Origin of the sequence: Streptomyces sp. 5-10, from assembly GCF_014712245.1 — a bacterium.
Taxonomy (GTDB): Bacteria; Actinomycetota; Actinomycetes; order Streptomycetales; family Streptomycetaceae; genus Streptomyces; species Streptomyces violaceusniger.
The window spans coordinates 268,930-285,872 of the sequence record NZ_JACVYG010000003.1; the positions used below are offsets into that span (position 1 = coordinate 268,930).

Genomic DNA, 16,943 nt, shown 5'->3' on the forward strand with positions numbered 1-16,943 from the left:
GGCTGCGACCATCTGCATAGTCTGCTGCATAGCCTGCCTATATAGAGGCGTGATATAAAAGTAGATGTGGAATACACACAGCAGTCCGGTCCCCGGGAATCCGACGCCCCCGCCACCCGTGAGGAGGTCGCGGAGGCGCTGGAGCAGCTGGCGTTCCTCGCGGTGCGCCATCTGACCAACCGGGACATCAGCTTCACCGCGGCCTCGACCCTCGGCCGGCTCAGCCGGGAGGGCCCGTTCCGGCTCACGGCCCTGGCCGCCGACGAGGGCGTCACCCAGCCCTCGATGACCCAGCTGATCCAGCGGCTGGAGCGACAGGGTCTGGTGACCCGGGTCGACGATCCGCACGACGGGCGGGTGGTGCTGGTGGCGATCACCGACGCCGGGCGGGAGCTGCTCGCCGAGCGGCGCCGCGGCCGTACGAACCGGCTCGCCGAACTGCTGGCCACCCTCTCCCCCGAGGACGAACAGGCACTCGCCACCGCCGTCCGCGCCGCCACCCCCGCCTTCCAGCGGCTGGTCGAGAGCGCGGCACGGGCGCGGAAGTCCCCGGGAGACACCGCTTCCTGATCAACCGGCACCCTGCCGCGCCACGGCTCGCCATGTCGTCACGGCTCGGGCCCTGAACGACGGAGCATCATTTGTCCGCTCATCCCAGCGCCCCCAACCCCTTCAAGCAGCCGAAGGCCGTATGGGCGGTCGCCTTCGCCTGTGTGATCTCCTTCATGGGCATCGGCCTCGTGGATCCGATCCTGCCCTCCCTCTCCGCCAAGCTGCATGCCACGCCGAGCCAGGTGTCGCTGCTGTTCACCAGCTATCTGGTGGTCACCGCCGTCGCCATGCTGGTCACCGGGTTCGTCTCCAGCCGTATCGGCGCCAAGCGCACCCTGGTGGCCGGTCTGGTGCTCATCGTGCTCTTCAGCGCGGCGGCCGGGGCGTCCGGCAGCATCGACGGGATCGTCGGCTTCCGCGCCGGATGGGGGCTGGGCAACGCCCTGTTCATCGCCACCTCGCTGGCCGTCATCGTGGGCTCGGCCAGCGGTGGCTTCGCCGGCGCGATCATCCTCTACGAGACCGCGCTGGGCATCGGCATCGCGATCGGGCCGCTGCTGGGCGGCGAGCTCGGCTCGATCAGCTGGCGCGGGCCGTTCTTCGGCGTGGCGGTCCTGATGGCCATCGCGCTGATCGCGACGATCGTGCTGGTCCAGCCCACTCCGACCCCGGCGCGCCGGGCCTCGATCGCCGACCCGATCAAGGCGCTGCGCCACCGCGGACTGCTCACCATGGGGCTGACCGCGCTCTGCTACAACTGGGGCTTCTTCACGGTGCTGGGCTACGCCCCGTTCCCGATGGACCTGGGCACCCATGAGCTCGGCTACGTCTTCACCGGCTGGGGTGTGCTCGTCGCCTTCTTCTCGGTCTTCGGCGCCCCCTGGCTGCAGGCGCGGCTGGGCATAGCCCGGTCCCTGTATCTGAATCTGGCGCTGTTCGCCCTCGACATCCTCGTCATCGGTCTGTTCACCGACTCCAAGACGACGCTGATCGTGGCGGTGATCGTGGCGGGCGCCTTCATCGGGATCAACAACACCATCACCACCCAGGCGGTGATGACCGTCGCCCCCGTCGAACGGCCCGTCGCCTCCGCCTCCTACGGTTTCGTCCGCTTCATCGGCGGCGGTCTGGCCCCGTACGCGGCGGGCAAGATAGCCGAGCACAGCGGTGTGCATCTGCCCTTCTACATCGGGGCAGCGGCGGTCGCGCTGGGCATCGGCGTCCTGGCCACCGGGCACTCGCTGCTCGCCGAGGCCGAGCGCGTCCAGGCGGCGGAGGCGGCCGGACACGCCCCGGCCGAGGAGCGGCGCGAGACGCTGGAGAAGCAGGCGCTGGCCGAGGAGCTCGGCTCGGCGGGCTGACGCGGGACGGGGCCCCGGTGGGCCCCGTCCGTGAGGGCCCCGTCCGTGAGGGCCCCGTCCATGAGGGCTCCGTCTCCCATGGGCCCGGCCCCGCCCCCCGTGAATCTGCCAGGAGCCTCAGATCCGCCAGGAACGGATGTGGCTGGCCGCGTCGAAGACGTCGGACTTGCCCGAGAGGATGTCGCGGACCAGGTCGATCAGCGCCCCGTACGGCGGGTCGATGCCCTCGCCGGAGGCGTGCATATAGGCGACCGCGGTCGCGGCGGCGAACCGCGCGTTGCTCGCCGGAAGGGGTCTGAGCAGCGCGATGGTGTGCAGCAGGGCCGCGGCCCGCCACGCGGGGTCGGGATCGACACCCAGGCGCGGCGGGTCGACGCGGTGGCGGGCGACGGCCGCGACCAGACCCGAGAAGTCCGAGATGGCCGGCTGTTCCGGCATGACCTCCTCATGGCGCTGCAGCAGCCAGGGGACGTCGATATGCAGCGGCGGGGCCATGGTCAGGCGGCCTGCCCGGGCTGGCGGTGCTCATCGTCGGGGAACGCGTCCGCGAAGGCGTCGGCGTTGTCCACGAAGAACCGACGGAAGACCTCGGCACCCTCCTGCAGAGCGCGGTGACGCGCGATGTCGGCCACGGTCGCCTCGCGGACGAGGGCTTTCATGGTGGTACCGCGCTCCTTGGCGATCTGACGGAGATCCTCCAGTTCCCGATCGCTGAATTCCACGTTGAGTGCTGACATGAGGACACCCTACTCACCGGGTACCCCGTCAGCAATCGCCGCAGCTCAGATCATGTTTTTGTAGGTACTTGACAAACCTTTCCAGCCATGAGGGAGGCTGCGGCCGGGGACGGGACCGCCGTCGGGCCCGACCCGGACGAACGGCTCGCGCACCTCACGGTCGGTCAGGCTCCGGTACGCGGCGGGGCGGCGGAAGGCGTCTCCCCAGGCCTCCCGGCGCCGGTGGTCGCGCAGCGCGTCGAGGTCGAAGACCGCCGGATAGACCCCCTCGGCCTCACCCGCCTCGACCACCAGCGTGTCCCGCGACCGCCCGTCCACGAAGGCGATGCCGTCGTGGGCGACGGAGTGCCCCCAGCCGGGACCGGCGTAGTTGGCCATGGCCATACCGGTCATGTTCTCCACGGCGCGGGAGCGGAACTGGGAGAGCCGGTTGATCTCCAGCTCGCAGGCGTTCGGGGTGAGGACGATCTCCGCCCCGGCGAGCATCAGGGCGCGGGCGCTCTCCGGGAACTCCCGGTCGTAACAGATCATCGCCCCGGTCATCACCTCGCCCACCGCCGTGTCCAGGGCGCACACCTCGAACCCCTCCCCCGGGGTCAGGCCGGCCTCGGGCAGGTCGAAGGCGCAGGTGTGCACCTTGGCGTAGGTCAGCACCAGGCGGCCGTGCCGGTCGATGAGGGAGAGGGTGTTGCGCGGCGGTCCGTCCGAGCGCTCCAGGTAGGTGAGCGCGATGGCCATCTCGAGCTCGGCTGCCAACTCCCGGAAGCGGGTGACGAAGGGCGAGTCGCGGGTGATCGGCTCGCCGAGCCAGACGGGCTCGGGCCATGGCGCGGCCGGGGTGCGGGCGCCGTCCCACAGCGACGGATGGCGGTAGACGTCGCCGTCGGCGGAGCCCTCGGGGACGGCGCAGCTGTAGCCGTTGCTCCACATCTCGGGGAAGAGCGCGATATCGGCGCCGAGCGCCCGGGCCCGGCGGCAGGCCGCCTCGCCGAGGGCGAGGTTCACGGACAAATCGGGCCCAGGCGGGGCGAGTTGGAGCAGGGCGACGGTGAGGGTGGTCATGGCGGATGCCTCCTTCGGTACCTGATGGCGTGCGGGCGATGCGAAGGAGGTGTCCCGGTGGGCCCCGGGGGCGGGGCGGGTGTCAAAGCATGCCGCCACGCTACCCGGGCGCGAGGTGGGTTCGCGAGGGGCCGTCGCCTCCGGATCCCGGCGGCGGGAAGCGGGTAGAGCCACGTGGTGCCGTCGCTGCTCGACCGGGACGCCTCGCGCCCAGCCCGCGTATCCGCCGTGAACCGGCTGGCGGATGGCACGGTGCACGACTGGTGAACGACAGCTACGGTGAGCCGCGTCGCCGTAAGTGAGAAGAGGGAGCATGGAGCAGCGTGAGTTCGGCCGACTCGGCCGGAAGGTCTCGGTCGTGGGCCTGGGCACCTGGCAGTTGGGCGCGGACTGGGGCGAGGTGGGTGAGAAGGACGCCCTGGCCGTGCTGGACGCGGCCGTCGAAGCGGGCGTGACGTTCTTCGACACCGCCGATGTGTACGGGGACGGGCGCAGCGAACAGCTCATCGGGCGGTACCTGAGGTCGCGCCCGGACGCCGGGATCTTCGTGGCGACCAAGATGGGGCGGCGCCTGCCGCAGCTGGCGGAGAACTACACCCTGGACAACTTCCGCGCATGGACCGACCGTTCGCGGGCCAACCTGGGCGTGGACACCCTGGATCTGGTGCAGCTGCACTGCCCGCCCTCCTCGGTGCACTCCTCGGCCGCGGTCTTCGACGCGCTGGACACCCTGGTGGCCGAGGAGCGGGTGGCGGCCTACGGGGTGAGCGTCGAGACGTGTGCGGAGGCGCTGGCGGCGATCGCGCGTCCGGGCACGGCGAGCGTGCAGATCATCCTCAACCCGTTCCGGCTCAAGCCGCTGGAGGAGGTGGTGCCGGCGGCGCGGGAGGCCGGTGTGGGGATCATCGCGCGGGTGCCGCTGGCGTCCGGTCTGCTGTCCGGGAAGTACACCAAGGACACCGTCTTCGCCGAGAACGACCACCGCACCTTCAACCGGCACGGCGAGATGTTCGACCAGGGCGAGACGTTCTCCGGCGTGGGCTTCGAGGAGGGGATCGAGGCCGCGGTGGAGTTCGCCGGGCTGGCCCGGGCGGGAGCCACCCCCGCACAGACGGCGCTGCGGTGGATCATCCAGCAGCCGGGCGTGACCTCGGTCATCCCCGGCGCGCGTTCGCCCGAGCAGGCTCGGGCGAACGCGGCCGCCGCGGGACTGCCCCCGCTGCCGGGTACCACGCTGGAGGCCGTCGGCGACCTGTACGACCGGCGGATCCGGGCCCAGGTGCACCATCGCTGGTAACGGTGGCACGCGGGGCTCAGAAGCCGGCGTCCGCCGCCCATTGCGCGAGTTCGCGCTGGGCGGCGGCGCGCTGCTCCGCCGTGGGGGCGGCGGTGCCGTCGGCGATCAGCGCGTAGTGCAGGGTGCCGGTGGGCTCGTCGGCCGGGGCGGAGAGCACCAGCCGGTTCCCGGCGCCGTCGCCGGGCTCCGCCGCGGTGGCGACGGGGTGGTCGGCGGTGTGGCCGTGCGCGGTGTACGCGGGCGGGCCGGTGACGGTGCCCAGGTCGGAGACGACGGTGGTCCGGGCGGGGTCGAAGTCGCGGGGCAGCCGGAGTTCGGTGGGCGCGTCGGTGGCGCCGTCGGAGCGCCACACCAGCATGCCGTAGCGGCCGGAGCCGGTGACCTCGGCGACGTTTCGCAGGCTGCCGGGGATGCGGTCCCAGCTGAGCGTGGTGGAGCCGTCACGCGCACGGTCCTCGAAGGTGAAGGCGAGGGTGCGGCCCGCGACGGCGCGCGGATAGATCCGGTCGAGCAGCCGGGCGTCCTGGCGCAGGGCGGCGGTGCCGGAGTCGTCGAGGCGGACGGCCGAGAGGTCCTCGTCGTTCCAGGCGTCGCCCTCGGTGAGGATCTTCCCGGTGTTGCCGTTCATGGCCTCGTGGTGGCGGCCGTTGTAGAGGTCCCACTGCCACTGGGTGGAGGAGAGCACGGCGCCGGAGGCGGCCGGCCGGGTCCACCAGGAGGCGCCGGGGAGGCGGGAGTCCAGCGCCTGGTACATGCCCTTGACGACGGTGGGGGCCTTGTCGGAGGTGAAGCCGGTCAGCGGATGGCCGAACTCGCTCATGACGGCGGGCAGGTCCAGGGCGGTGGAGCGGTCGCGCAGGGCGCCGAAGTCGGCCGCGTACTGGCCGTCGGCCGCCTTGCCGGGCATGAAGACCCCGGAGATGGCCTTCTGGTCGTAGTAGTGGGTGTTGAAGACGTAGTCGGGGCCGGGCTTTCCGGCGTCCAGGAGTCCGCCCTCCTGGCGCTGGAAGTCCAGGTTGGAGTTCCAGAACATATTGGGCTCCACGAAGGCGGGCTTGTCCTGCCAGCCCGCGGCGTCCATACGGGCGCGGAACTTCTCGTAGAAGGGCCACAGCACGCTCTTCTCCCAGGTGCGGCTGTTCTGGCCGTCGTCGTACGTGCCCGCGTACGGCTCGTTGAGCGGGTCGAAGCCGACGACGCGGGTGAACTGGTCGTCGGTGAGGTGGCGGGCGAGGTAGGTCATGGTCTTCTCGGCGGTGGCCAGGAAGGCGTCCTGGACGCGTACGGTGCCCGCGCCGGTGGTCAGGGCGCGGTTGCGCCAGAAGTCGCGGGTGGCGCCTCTGACCGCCTGGTTCTGGGTGATGTTCTGGCCCCAGTGGAAGCAGATGCCGCAGGACTCCTTGGGGTAGCCGCCCGCGTCGACGACCCACTTCGGGGCGCCGTCGCCGCTGTACCAGCTGTCCTTGTCGAAGAGATGGCGGGAGTAGAGGTCCTGGTGGAAGTCGGGGAAGACCCGGATCCCGGCGTCGAGGAACGCCTTCATCTGCGCGGTGGCCTTCTCCAGATAGCCGGTGTCCACCTGGCCGGGCTCGGGCTCGGCATGGGCCCAGGAGAGCAGGAACCGCACCGCGTTGGCGCCGGTGAGGTGGCGCATGGCGGCGGCGGATTTCTGGGCGTCGGCGGTGGTGGCGAACGGGAGCCCGCCGTTCTCCTCCAGTTTGGTCTCGCCGGACACGTTGAAGCCGCGCAGCACGACCTCGCGTCCGTGGCCGTCGGCGAACCGGGTGCCGTCCACGGTCACCCGGTCCGCCGCCCGGCCGTCGAACCAGGGCGCCTCGGCCGCGGCCGCCGGAGTGCCCGGGGCCGCGGCCGCCGCCAGCAGCAGGACGGCCACCCCGAGCAGCCGGGTGCGACCCGGTCGGGGGTGGCCGATCCGTATCCCTCGTGTCTCATGAGTCGGCATGGACCTACCGTCCAGTAAACCTGAGGGATCGTCAACTGCTGACGTTCGAAGAGAAGTTCGGCGCCGAGGCGATGTGGTTACCGCTGGAAACCACGACCCAGGGCCGCACCGGCCTCCGGCGCCCCGAGGGAGTCCGGCCCGAAGGAGACGACGCCGTCCGTGGTGAGGCCGCCCGCCTGGCCGCGCAGCACCCAGGCCGCACCGCTGGTGGACTGGGCGCCGTCCTCGTCGGGCGCGCCCACGGCCAGGTCGTCCTTGCCGTCGCCGTCGGTGTCGGCGAGCCCCGTCGCCATGGCGAAGTGGTCGCCCGCCTCCGCGACACCGGGGACACCGGCGGTGTCCTGGGTGAACGCCTGGGCTCCGGTGCCGGACAGCCCGCCCCGGCCACCGTAGAGCTGGACGACGCTGCCCGCCTCCTTGACCGAGTCCAGGCCCTCGTACGGGATGCCGACGGCGATGTCCGCGTAGCCGTCGCCGTTGACGTCGCCGGAGCTCAGCGAGTAGCCGAACTGGTCGCCGTCCTCGTTGACGCCGGGGACGCCCGCGGTGTTCTGGTCGATGGTCGTGGTGCGGGTGGTGCTCGGCCCGGACGCGGTGCCGTAGAGGACCTTCAGCGTGCCGTGGTCGTACGGCAGGTTCTCGACGACGTCACCGGGGACGGTGCGCAGGACCAGATCGCCGTGGCCGTCCTTGTCGACGTCGCCGATGGTCGCGGAGGCGGCGTCGGTGAGGTCGGCGGCCTTCTGCGACAGGCCCTTGTCGTCGCCCTTGAAGAACAGGCTGGACTGGGACATCTCCTCGAAGGCGTGGGTGGAGACGAGGTCGTCCTTGCCGTCGCCGGTGATGTCGCCCGCGGTCAGACTGGTCGGCGCGTCGAACCGGCCGGTGTCGGAGAAGGAGCCGCCCGCGTCCTCGCCGTCCCGGGTGAACGGGCCGAGGCGGACGCGCACTCCGGTCTTCTCGTCGTCCGGGCCCTCGCCGGTGGTGACCACGTCGACCAGGTCGGCGTGGCCGTCGCCGTTGAAGTCACCGCCCGCGATGACGCTGTCACCCCAGTGGTCGCCGTTGCCGCCGGGCAGCTGGGTGCCGCCGGTCAGCCCGTTCGGCGAGCCCCACAGAACCGTGAGGGCCGGGGACTTGCCGGTCTGGATCGCCAGATCGGTGTAGCCGTCGCCGTCGAGGTCGCGGGCGACGGTGTGGGCCCCGAAGAACGCCGATGCGGCGGGGTCGCCGGGGACGCCCTCGGTCGCCTGGCTGACGACCTGGCGGTGGGCGGTGTCCGCGCCGGAGGCGGAGCCGTAGACGACGGCGACATAGCCCGCCTTCGCCTTGCCGCCCACCGTGCCGGCGGGGGCGGAGACGGCGAGGTCGGCGCGTCCGTCCTTGTTGAAGTCGACCTTCGGCGCGGCGGCCGCGGCGGGTCGGGCCTCGGCGGCACCCGCGGAGGGTACGGCGAGTAAGGCGGGGGTCGTCACAAGCGCGGCCACCGTCGCGCAACGCACGACGGTGGTGAGGGAACGGGGGCGCACACTTCCTCCTGCTCGTTGATGAGCGTTTACCTCATGTACACCCATCAGGACATCTGACGTCGCCTCAGGGTTGTACGGCCGCCTCCATCGATTTCCCTAGTCCGCCTCGTCCACATAGCGGAGCACGCCCATGAGATGGGTCTCGTCGATCTCTTCCCCGGGCGTCGCCACGCACGCGGCCAGGCGTTTGGTGAGGGTGTCGGCGTCGATTCCGGTGCCGATCATCACCAGCTGGGTGGTGCGGGGCTCACCGCGCTCCCAGGGCGAGAGCTGGAAGCGGAGGTACGAGCCGACCGCGTGCAGCCCGAACTTCCGCTCCCGGCCCGCGCCCGCGAAGTGGAGGAACCCCTTGGCGCGGTACAGGCCCGCCGGACGGCTGTCGAGAAATTCCATCAGCCGTTGCGGATGGAGCGGCTCGGCCGCGGAGAACTCCACGCTCTCGTAGGCGGCGTGGAGGTGCAGGCTGTGGTCATGGCCGTGGCCGCGGACGTCGTCCCCGCACCCGTCGGCGCCACACCCCTCGTCGGCCCATACGTCGGCGAACGAGAGCTGCCGGAAGCCTTCCTCCGCGGTCTCGCGGGGCCGGCGGTCGAAGAGGAGTGCGGGGTCCACGCGCCCGTGCGCGGCGGTCACGACCGGCGCGCCGGGGGCGATCTCCTGAAGGGCCTCCAGCAGACCCCGCCGCTCGTCCTCGGCGACGCGGTCGGTCTTGTTGAGCACGACGAGGTCCGCGGCGCGGACATGGCGGTCGAGCTCGGGGTGACGGATCCGGGTGTCCGGGAACTCCGCGGCGTCCACGACCTCCACCAGACCGCCGTAGACGATCCGCTCATTGCTGCTGGACAGCAGCGTACGGATCATGCTCTGCGGCTCGGCGAGACCGCTGGCCTCGATCACCACGACATCGATGCGCAGCTCGGGATCGGTGAGCCGCTCGAGCATCTCGTCCATCTCGGAGGCGTCCGCCGCACAGCACAGACAGCCGTTCTCGATCGGAATCATCGAATCGACCTGCCCGGCGACGGCCATCGCGTCGATGTTGATCGATCCGAAGTCATTGACGATGACGCCGATCCGGGTGTCCGTGCTGTCCCGCATCAGATGGTTGAGCATCGTCGTCTTGCCGGAGCCCAGAAAACCCGTGACGAGAATGACCGGAATCCGTTGTGTGGCCAAGGCTGTGTCTCCGTGCGGCGGTCCGTGGTGATCTCGGGCGGACCGCTCATGCTATCCGGCCGCCGATGGCCGTGTGCGCGCACATGACCGTGGCCCGCCACGCCGGGCGCGGCGGGCCTCGAGTCCTTCGTGCTCCCGGGGCGGGACCGGTCAGGGGATCTCGATCCCCGCCTCGGCCGAGAGCCGGTCGATCTCGGCCAGCTCGGCGTCGCTGAAGGCGGGCGAGTCCAGCACCGCGACGTTCTGCTCCAGCTGGGCGACGCTGCTCGCGCCGATCAGCACCGAGACCACCCGGGGGTCCCGCAGCACCCATGCGAGCGCCAGCTGGGCGAGGGTCTGGCCGCGGCCCTCCGCGAGCTTGTTGAGGGCGTGCAGCAGGCCCAGCCGCTCCTCGGTCAGGGTCTCGCGCTTGAGGAAGTGGCCGAGCGCCATGCGCGAATCGGCGGGCACCCCGTGCAGATAGCGGTCGGTGAGCTGCCCCTGCGCCAGCGGTGAGAAGGCGATGACCCCGACCCCCGCCTCGGCGGACGCCTGGAGCACCCCGCCCTCGACCCCGCGCTGGAGGATCGAGTACGGATGCTGGTTGATCAGGTACGGGGTGCGCAGCTCCTTCAGGATCGCGGCGGCCTCGGCGATCGCCTCCGGCGGGTAGTTGGACAGCCCCGCGTAGAGCGCCTTGCCCTGCCGCACCGCGCTGTCGAGCGCGCCCATCGTCTCTTCCAGCGGAGTGTCCGGGTCGAAGCGGTGGGAGTAGAAGACATCGACGTAGTCCAGCCCCATCCGGGACAGCGACTGGTCAAGGCTGGCGAGGACGTACTTGCGCGAACCCCACTCGCCGTACGGCCCCGGCCACATCAGATATCCGGCCTTGCTGGCGATGAAGAGCTCATCGCGGTAGCGGCGGAAGTCCTGGGCGAAGATCGAGCCGAAGTTGCTCTCGGCGCTGCCCGGCGGCGGACCGTAGTTGTTGGCCAGATCGATATGGGTGACGCCGAGGTCGAAGGCGCGGCGCAGCACCGCGCGCTGGGTCTCCAGGGGGTGGGTGTCGCCGAAGTTGTGCCACAGGCCGAGCGAGACCTTCGGAAGCAGCACACCGCTGCGGCCGCAGCGCTGGTATTGCATGGAGTCGTAGCGGTTCTCGGCGGCGAGGTGGACCATGCGCGTCGTCCTTGTCCGTACGGTGCGGTTGGGAGCGGACGGGCCGTGGGGACGGCCCGCCCGCCCGAGCTTGTCAGCTTTGGGCCAAAGTGGCGACCTCATTAGCGCTGAGTGTCCTGCCGTACACACGGACGTCGTCGAACGCGGCCTTGAGGTACGGGTCCGGGTACTGCGACTTCCCGAGGTAGCCGGCGCGGATGTGGTTGCCGAAGTGCACGGGCTCGACGGTGATGGCGGTGTTGCGCCCCACCTCGCGCCCGCCGACGTAGAGGACGGCGGTGCCACTGCCGTAGGCGACGGCCACATGGACCCACTGGCCGGTGGGCAGCGGGGCGGCCTCGATGCGCTGCTCGGCCCCGCCGCCGCCCGCGGTGATGGCGAAGCGCAGCTTTCCGGAGTCGGCCACGGGGGTGAGGAACATATTGGCGGTGACACCGGTCCCGATGTCGAAGATCCGGGTCCAGGTGGCGGGGGTGCCGTCCAGCCGGACCCAGGTGGCCAGGGTGTACGCACGGGCACCGGCCAGGAGGTCGTCGGCGAGGACGACATGGCCGTCCGCGCCGTTCAGGGCGACCGCGCCACCGGTCCTGCCCGCCGTCCAGGAGGCGCCGCCGACGAGCCGGGCGGTCTTCCCGCGGCCGGTGGCGTCGGCCGCCGTGGTGCCGGAGGTCTCGTCGAGGCGGTGCCAGGCGGCGAAGGCGGGCGGCGGGGTGGGCGGCTGCCCGGTCAGCCAGTACACGTTGTAGTGCTGGTGGTGGACGCGGGCGACCGGCAGCAGGGTCACGCTCTCCCCACTGGCCGTGGCGCTGAACCGCAGGGGGCTGGTGGCCGTCTGCGTCACCGATCCGGTGTCCAGGCGCGGCATGGTCATTCCGGTGCGCCCGCCGTACGCCCCGGCGAGCACCACGGGCCCGTAGAGCACGGCCCGGACGTCGGGGTCGTCGGGGGTGGGGTCGAACGTCAGCTTCATCGGCAGGGTCACCTCGACCCGGTCGCCGGTCTTCCACGCGCGGTCGATGATCAGCCAGCTTCCGGGGGCCGGCCGGTCGGCGAGGGTGGTGCCGTTGAGCGTGGCGCGGGCCCCGGCCGCCCAGGAGGGGATGCGGACGCGCAGTTCGAGGGAGGCCGCGCCGGAGGTGACGGTGAGGGTGGTGGTCTGCTGGTCGGGGAAGCCGGTGGTCTGGCGCCAGGTGATGCCCTTGTCCTGCCAGCGCAGCTCGGAGGGGATGAAGAGGTTCACCAGCAGGCTGCGGTCGGCGTGGGTGTAGATGGTGTCCGCGAACTTGGCCTGGGTCTCCATGCCGCTGCCGTGGTCGCAGGAGAAGTTGTCGTAGTCGGTGGAGTACTGGTCGGGGTCGGGGCCCATGAAGGACGGCTGCTGTTTGAAGGAGCCGGGGGCGAGACCCGTGTAGTAGATGTTGAAGCCGTGGGCCGAGTCCGGGTCCTGCTCCCCCAGCATCTGGTTGAACAGGGTGCGCTCGTAGTAGTCGAGCAGGTCCACGCGCTCGGGTGCGTGGAAGTGGATCAGCCGGGTGAGCTTGAGCATGTTGTACGAGTTGCAGTTCTCGCAGCAGTTGTTCGAGAGCTGGGCGGCGATGGCGTCGGGCTCGTGGAACGCCTCCCCGTTGCTGTTCCCGCCGATCACATAGGTGTGGTGGTCGGTGACGATCTTCCAGAAGTTCTCGCCGATGGTGCGGTAGCGGCTGTCGAGCCCCTCCTCCCACAGCCGCATGGCGCCGACCATCTTGGGGATCTGGGTGTTGGCGTGCAGCCCGGCCAGCTGGTCCTCGTTGCGGGCCAGCGGGTCGAAGACGCGGGCGTGGGTGAAGCGCTCGGCCACCTTCAGCCAGCGGCTGTCGCCGGTGATGGCGTGCAGATCGGCGAGGACGTCGTTCATGCCGCCGAACTCGGTCTGCAGCACCCGCTGCATCTGGTCGTAGCCGAGCTTGCCGGTGCGGGTGTCGACCCAGGCGGCCTGGCGCAGCACGGTCTGAAGGGCCTCGGCGTTGCCCGCGAGCCGGTACTGGTCGACGAGCCCGGCCATGATCTTGTGGATGGTGTAGTACGGCGCCCACACCCCGGTGCCGGCCTCCAGCCGGTCGAAGAAGCTCTCGGGGAACGCCGAGAGATAGCCCTGGGCGTAGCCCGCGGCCGGGGACTTGGCCTGGCAGGCGGCGAGCGCCGAGACCAGCTTGCGGCCCTTGTCGAGCAGGGCGGTGTCGCCGGTGTTCGCGTAGCTGAGGGCCAGCCCGGACAGCAGGTGGCCGGTGCTGTGGCCGCGCAGTTCCGTGCTGGGGCTCTCCCAGCCGCCGCAGGGCTGGGCGCTGCTGGGGAGGCCCACGTTGAGGCGGAAGGTGTGCAGCAGCCGGTCGATGTCGACGAAGCGCAGATAGGCGCTGTTGCGGGACTGGTTGTCCTTGAAGGCGCCGGGGAGCAGGGTCACGGCGGAGAGCGGAAAGGGCTGAGTGCTGGTCAGCGCCTTGGGGGTGCGGTGGGTCGCGGCCGGGGTGGCGCCCGGGGCCGCCGCCGAGGCGGTGCCTCCGGTGGCGACGGTGAGCGCCACGGCCGCGGCCCCGGAGGCCGTGGTGGCGATGAAGTGCCGTCTGTCGACTGGTTCGCTCATGACTTCCCTCACTGAGGTTCGAAATTACGAACAATGTCCGACACCGTGTGCACCGCGAAGGTACCGGCCCTCCCGGGGACGTCAACAGCCTCCGGGCACCGGAGCTCAGGCACCGGCGGTGCGGGTCGGTCAGCCGCGCCGCCACTGCTGGTTGGCGCCGCCGGTACAGCTCCACTGGAGGAGCGCGGCCTTGTCCGCCGTGGACTCGTCCGCCACGTCCAGGCACTTGCCGCTGGAGCGTGCGGTGAGCCGGACGTAGCCGTCACCGGTGTCGGTGGCCCGCCACTGCTGGTTCGTCCCCGTGCCACAGGCCGACTGGACCACGGCGGCGCCGTCGGCGGTGGAGCCGCCGGCCACCGTCAGGCACTGGGAGCTGTGCCGGGCGACCAGCTGGACCTGGCCACCGCCCACGTCCTTGGACCAGAACAGCTGATTGCCACCGCCGTTGCAGGTGTACTGCACGGCCGCGGTGCCATCGGTCTGCGAGCCGGAGACGATGTCGGCGCACTTGCCGCTGTGCCGGGCCCTGAGCGTGGTGTACGGACCGCCGGAGCCGGTCACCGTGCCCGCCGCCGTGTCGATGGTGAGCTGCGGATACCAGTCCATGGTGAGGGTGGTGGCGGTGGGGAAGGCCAGTGGCAGCCAGACGTAGCGCGAGTCGTTGACGGTGCCGCCGAAGGAGTTCCCCCAGCGGTCGCCCAGATAGAGGTACGAGGTGGTGCCGCTGCCCTGCACGGGCAGGACGTACGCGGTCTGCGAGCCGTAGGCGGTGGCGTCGCCGACATCGCGCATCGCGCTCCAGGGGCCCGCCAGGCTGGTGGCGGTGGCGTACTGCTGCTGGTTGGGGTTCCAGCCGGTGGCGCCGGAGGTCAGCATGAAGTACACGTTCCCGCGCTTGAACAGCGCCGGTGCCTCGCGGTGGCCGCCGGGCCAGGGGTTGGCCACCAGGCTCGCCACCCCGGTGTAGTCGTCGGTCAGCCGGTAGATGTGCAGGTCGTAGTTGTCCCGGGCGGCCGAGACCATGTATCCGGCACCGTCGCCGTCCTGGAAGAGGGTGAGGTCCCGGGACATGTGCTGGCCCAGCGGGCGGAAGCTGCCCCGCCAGGTGTAGTCGCCGTCGATGGTGGCGGAGGTGGCGACGGCCGCGCGCGCCTCGCTGTAGTCGCTGCCGTTCTCCTTGTGCATCCACATCACGTACTGCCTGGTCCGCTCGTTGTAGAGCACCTTGGGCCGCTCGATGTTGGCGGAGGCCAGCTCGGGGTCGGTGGCCTGGGTGAGGACGTGGCGGCGGAACTCCCAGGTCTTGAGGTCCGTGGAGCGGTAGGCGGAGACATAGCGGAAGGTGTTGTCGGCGTTGCGGTTCTCGCCGAACCAGTAGTAGTAGCCGCCGGACTTGATGACTCCCCCGCCGTGGGCGTGCACCACCTCGCCCGATGTGGTGGTGAACTGGGTGCCGTTGGCGACGGTGACGGGGGCGGCCTGTGCCGATCCCGCCAACGGGGCGAGCAGCCCGAGGACGGCGGCCACGACGAGGGTCCACAGACGGGCCCTGGGACGACCGCGCATCACACGGTCTCCTTCCACACGGTGAAGTGGCGGGCGAATCCGGTGAGCCCGGGCAGCTCCCGGATCGGGGTCCAGGTCCGGAAGCCGTCGAGGCTGTCGCTGTAGTAGTACTTCTGCTCGGTGTAGCCGTCGAAGTAGATCCGCCAGCCGCCGTTGTCCAGGCGCACCAGCGCCGGTCCCTCGCGCCAGCTGCCCCAGCCCGCCCAGTCGCCGGTGCCGCGGAAGGTGTACGGCCCGCCGAGGCTGGTGGCCGTGGCGTGTTCGATGTACTTGGTCGTCTCCTGCTTGGTGAAGGCGTGGTACTGCCCGGCGTGGCGGACCACGAAGGTGTCGATGTAGTTGGCGGTGTCCAGGCCTTTCAGCGGTGTGGGCGTGGTCCACGACGACAGCGCGGCGTTGGTGGCGGTGAGCAGGTGCGGCCGGAAGATGTACTCGGGTGTGGCGGTGGTGTCCAGCGAGACGATGATGTGGACGCCGCCGTCGTCCACGAAGAACTCGGGCGCCCAGGTGCGCTCGAGACCGGCCACCGGGAGGGTGTGGTTGCGGACGAAGGTCCAGTTGACGCGGTCGCGGCTGCGCGCGAAGCCGATGGTGTTCCCGGTCCAGTCGGTCGTGTAGACGATGTAGTAGTAGCCGTCGGTGTGCTTGATGACGCTGGGGTCGCGGATCAGCCCGGACGGCGGGGTGTAGGCGGGTCCCTTGAGCAGGGTGTACGTGGTCGCGTCGGACGACTGGTAGACGTACATGTTCGACTCGCTGCTGTTGGTGAACGCCGTCATGGTGAAGCGGGTGGCGGCCGTGGCGTCCCGCGCGGGCGCGTCGGCCACGGGCACACCGAAGTCCGGGGTTCCGTCGGCCTTCCAGCCGAGCGCCTGGACGCGGGTGTGCCGGTTGGGGTCGTTCAGCGGGTCGCCGGTGATGTCCTTGTACTGACGGGCGTGGTAGACGAGGAGATCGGTGCGGCCGTCCTCGGCGACGGTGAAGGAGTTGTGGCCCGGCCCGTACTGCTTGGTGGTGTCATCGCTGGTGAAGACCGGCCGCGGGCTCTTCTTCCAGGACGACGCGGCGAGCAGGTCGCTGCCGGCGGAGGCGGTCAGCAGCCCCATGCAGTAGTTGGCGTCGGTGGCGCTCGCGGAGTAGGTGAGGAAGACCCGGCCGTTCCGCTGGAGGACCGAGGGGCCCTCGTTGACCTTGAAGCCACGGGTCTCCCAGTCGTACGTCGGCCGGGAGATCTCCACCTGGGGCCCGGTGATGGTCCATGGATTGGCCATCCGGGCGAGGTAGATGCTCGAGTTGTTGCCGATGTCCGGGTTGCTCTGGGCCCAGACGAGATAGCGGATGCCCTGATGGGTGAAGGTGGAGGCGTCGAGGGAGAAGGAGTCGATGGGGGTGACGATGCGGCCCTTCTCGGTCCAGGTCCCGGCGAAGGGGTTGGCGCTCGCGTTCTCCAGCACCCACATCCGGATCTTCCAGACGTCGTTGGCGGGCGCGGAGGCGAAGTAGATGTACCACTTGCCGTCGATGAAGTGGATTTCCGGGGCCCATATGTGGGCGCCCATGTCGCCGCTGGTGTGCTTCTTCCAGATCACCGACTCGGCGGCGGTGGCCAGGCCGCCGATGGTCCTGGAGCGCCGCAGCACGATGCGGTCGTACTCGGGGACGGTGGCCGTGAAGTAGTAGTAGCCGTCCGTGTGCCTGAGGATGTGCGGATCGGCGCGCCGGCGCACCAGCGGATTGGCGTACGCGGGGGCCTTGGCGGCCGCTTGCGGCGCCGCGGGGGTGGCGGCCCGCGCGATGCCGGGCGTTCCGGCGGCCGCCCCCAGGACGAGGGCGCCCATCACCACGCGTCTGCGGCTGGGCTGGTGCTCTTCGCTGCGGCTCATACGGTTCTCTCCTGCTCTGGCGGGTGATGCGCCTGA

General features: G+C 70.7%; 13 protein-coding genes. 3 read left to right on the forward strand and 10 right to left on the reverse strand.

The features are described 5' to 3' along the window. The first annotated feature begins 66 nt into the window (after positions 1-66). Entirely contained in the window at positions 67-570 is a 504-nt protein-coding gene (locus IEJ02_RS05685) for a MarR family winged helix-turn-helix transcriptional regulator (protein WP_191063679.1), read from the forward strand. Between the two features lie 71 nt (positions 571-641). Continuing rightward, the gene (locus tag IEJ02_RS05690) at positions 642-1,913 is read left to right on the forward strand and encodes an MFS transporter (protein WP_191063680.1); all 1,272 of its coding nucleotides are present in this window, start codon (positions 642-644) and stop codon (positions 1,911-1,913) included. 117 nt (positions 1,914-2,030) lie between these two features. Here the strand turns inward: IEJ02_RS05690 and IEJ02_RS05695 are convergent, their stop codons facing one another. The 3 genes from IEJ02_RS05695 to IEJ02_RS05705 are packed head-to-tail and all read right to left on the reverse strand — an operon-like array spanning position 2,031 to position 3,712. Continuing rightward, on the reverse strand, positions 2,031-2,408 hold the full coding sequence (locus IEJ02_RS05695; RefSeq protein WP_137981685.1) for a toxin Doc: 378 nt from the start codon (positions 2,406-2,408) through the stop codon (positions 2,031-2,033). Between the two features lie 2 nt (positions 2,409-2,410). Next, positions 2,411-2,650, reverse strand: coding sequence for a hypothetical protein (locus tag IEJ02_RS05700; protein ID WP_137981684.1), 240 nt, complete (start codon positions 2,648-2,650; stop codon positions 2,411-2,413). Between the two features lie 45 nt (positions 2,651-2,695). After that, entirely contained in the window at positions 2,696-3,712 is a 1,017-nt protein-coding gene (locus IEJ02_RS05705; RefSeq protein ID WP_191063681.1) for a carbon-nitrogen hydrolase family protein, read from the reverse strand. Between the two features lie 313 nt (positions 3,713-4,025). Between IEJ02_RS05705 and IEJ02_RS05710 the strand changes: the two genes are divergently transcribed. Then, the gene (locus IEJ02_RS05710; RefSeq protein WP_191063682.1) at positions 4,026-5,009 is read left to right on the forward strand and encodes an aldo/keto reductase; all 984 of its coding nucleotides are present in this window, start codon (positions 4,026-4,028) and stop codon (positions 5,007-5,009) included. 16 nt (positions 5,010-5,025) lie between these two features. Here IEJ02_RS05710 and IEJ02_RS05715 read toward each other — a convergent pair whose 3' ends face one another. From IEJ02_RS05715 to IEJ02_RS50285, 7 genes are all read right to left on the reverse strand, one after another. After that, positions 5,026-6,972 (reverse strand): cellulase family glycosylhydrolase, encoded by a 1,947-nt coding sequence (locus tag IEJ02_RS05715; RefSeq protein WP_191063683.1) that lies wholly within the window; start codon positions 6,970-6,972, stop codon positions 5,026-5,028. A 77-nt stretch (positions 6,973-7,049) separates the two neighbouring features. Then, on the reverse strand, positions 7,050-8,501 hold the full coding sequence (locus tag IEJ02_RS05720; RefSeq protein ID WP_191063684.1) for an FG-GAP and VCBS repeat-containing protein: 1,452 nt from the start codon (positions 8,499-8,501) through the stop codon (positions 7,050-7,052). Positions 8,502-8,597: 96 nt separating this feature from the next. Continuing rightward, positions 8,598-9,677 carry a CobW family GTP-binding protein gene (locus IEJ02_RS05725; protein WP_191063685.1) on the reverse strand — a complete coding sequence of 360 codons (1,080 nt, stop codon included), beginning with the start codon at positions 9,675-9,677 and terminating at the stop codon, positions 8,598-8,600. A 150-nt stretch (positions 9,678-9,827) separates the two neighbouring features. Then, positions 9,828-10,835: an aldo/keto reductase gene (locus IEJ02_RS05730; protein WP_191063686.1), complete on the reverse strand. Its 1,008-nt coding sequence runs from the start codon at positions 10,833-10,835 to the stop codon at positions 9,828-9,830. A gap of 73 nt (positions 10,836-10,908) precedes the next feature. Next, on the reverse strand, positions 10,909-13,458 hold the full coding sequence (locus tag IEJ02_RS05735) for a glycoside hydrolase family 127 protein (RefSeq protein WP_191063687.1): 2,550 nt from the start codon (positions 13,456-13,458) through the stop codon (positions 10,909-10,911). A gap of 129 nt (positions 13,459-13,587) precedes the next feature. Then, positions 13,588-15,024, reverse strand: coding sequence for an RICIN domain-containing protein (locus tag IEJ02_RS05740; RefSeq protein WP_191063688.1), 1,437 nt, complete (start codon positions 15,022-15,024; stop codon positions 13,588-13,590). After that, a complete protein-coding gene (locus tag IEJ02_RS50285) occupies positions 15,024-16,907 on the reverse strand; it encodes a family 43 glycosylhydrolase (RefSeq protein WP_191063689.1) in 1,884 nt (627 codons plus the stop codon). Before IEJ02_RS50285 ends, IEJ02_RS05740 begins: the two co-directional genes overlap by 1 nt. Positions 16,908-16,943: the final 36 nt, after the last annotated feature.

Excerpts from the sequence above, each read along its gene's own strand:
- IEJ02_RS05735 (WP_191063687.1), bottom strand. The coding sequence starts at position 13,458 with ATGAGCGAACCAGTCGACAGACGGCACTTCATCGCCACCACGGCCTCC.
- IEJ02_RS50285 (WP_191063689.1), bottom strand. The coding sequence starts at position 16,907 with ATGAGCCGCAGCGAAGAGCACCAGCCCAGCCGCAGACGCGTGGTGATG.
- IEJ02_RS05700 (WP_137981684.1), bottom strand. The coding sequence starts at position 2,650 with ATGTCAGCACTCAACGTGGAATTCAGCGATCGGGAACTGGAGGATCTC.
- IEJ02_RS05740 (WP_191063688.1), bottom strand. The coding sequence starts at position 15,024 with ATGCGCGGTCGTCCCAGGGCCCGTCTGTGGACCCTCGTCGTGGCCGCC.
- IEJ02_RS05695 (WP_137981685.1), bottom strand. The coding sequence starts at position 2,408 with ATGGCCCCGCCGCTGCATATCGACGTCCCCTGGCTGCTGCAGCGCCAT.
- IEJ02_RS05705 (WP_191063681.1), bottom strand. The coding sequence starts at position 3,712 with ATGACCACCCTCACCGTCGCCCTGCTCCAACTCGCCCCGCCTGGGCCC.
- IEJ02_RS05710 (WP_191063682.1), top strand. The coding sequence starts at position 4,026 with ATGGAGCAGCGTGAGTTCGGCCGACTCGGCCGGAAGGTCTCGGTCGTG.
- IEJ02_RS05715 (WP_191063683.1), bottom strand. The coding sequence starts at position 6,972 with ATGCCGACTCATGAGACACGAGGGATACGGATCGGCCACCCCCGACCG.
- IEJ02_RS05730 (WP_191063686.1), bottom strand. The coding sequence starts at position 10,835 with ATGGTCCACCTCGCCGCCGAGAACCGCTACGACTCCATGCAATACCAG.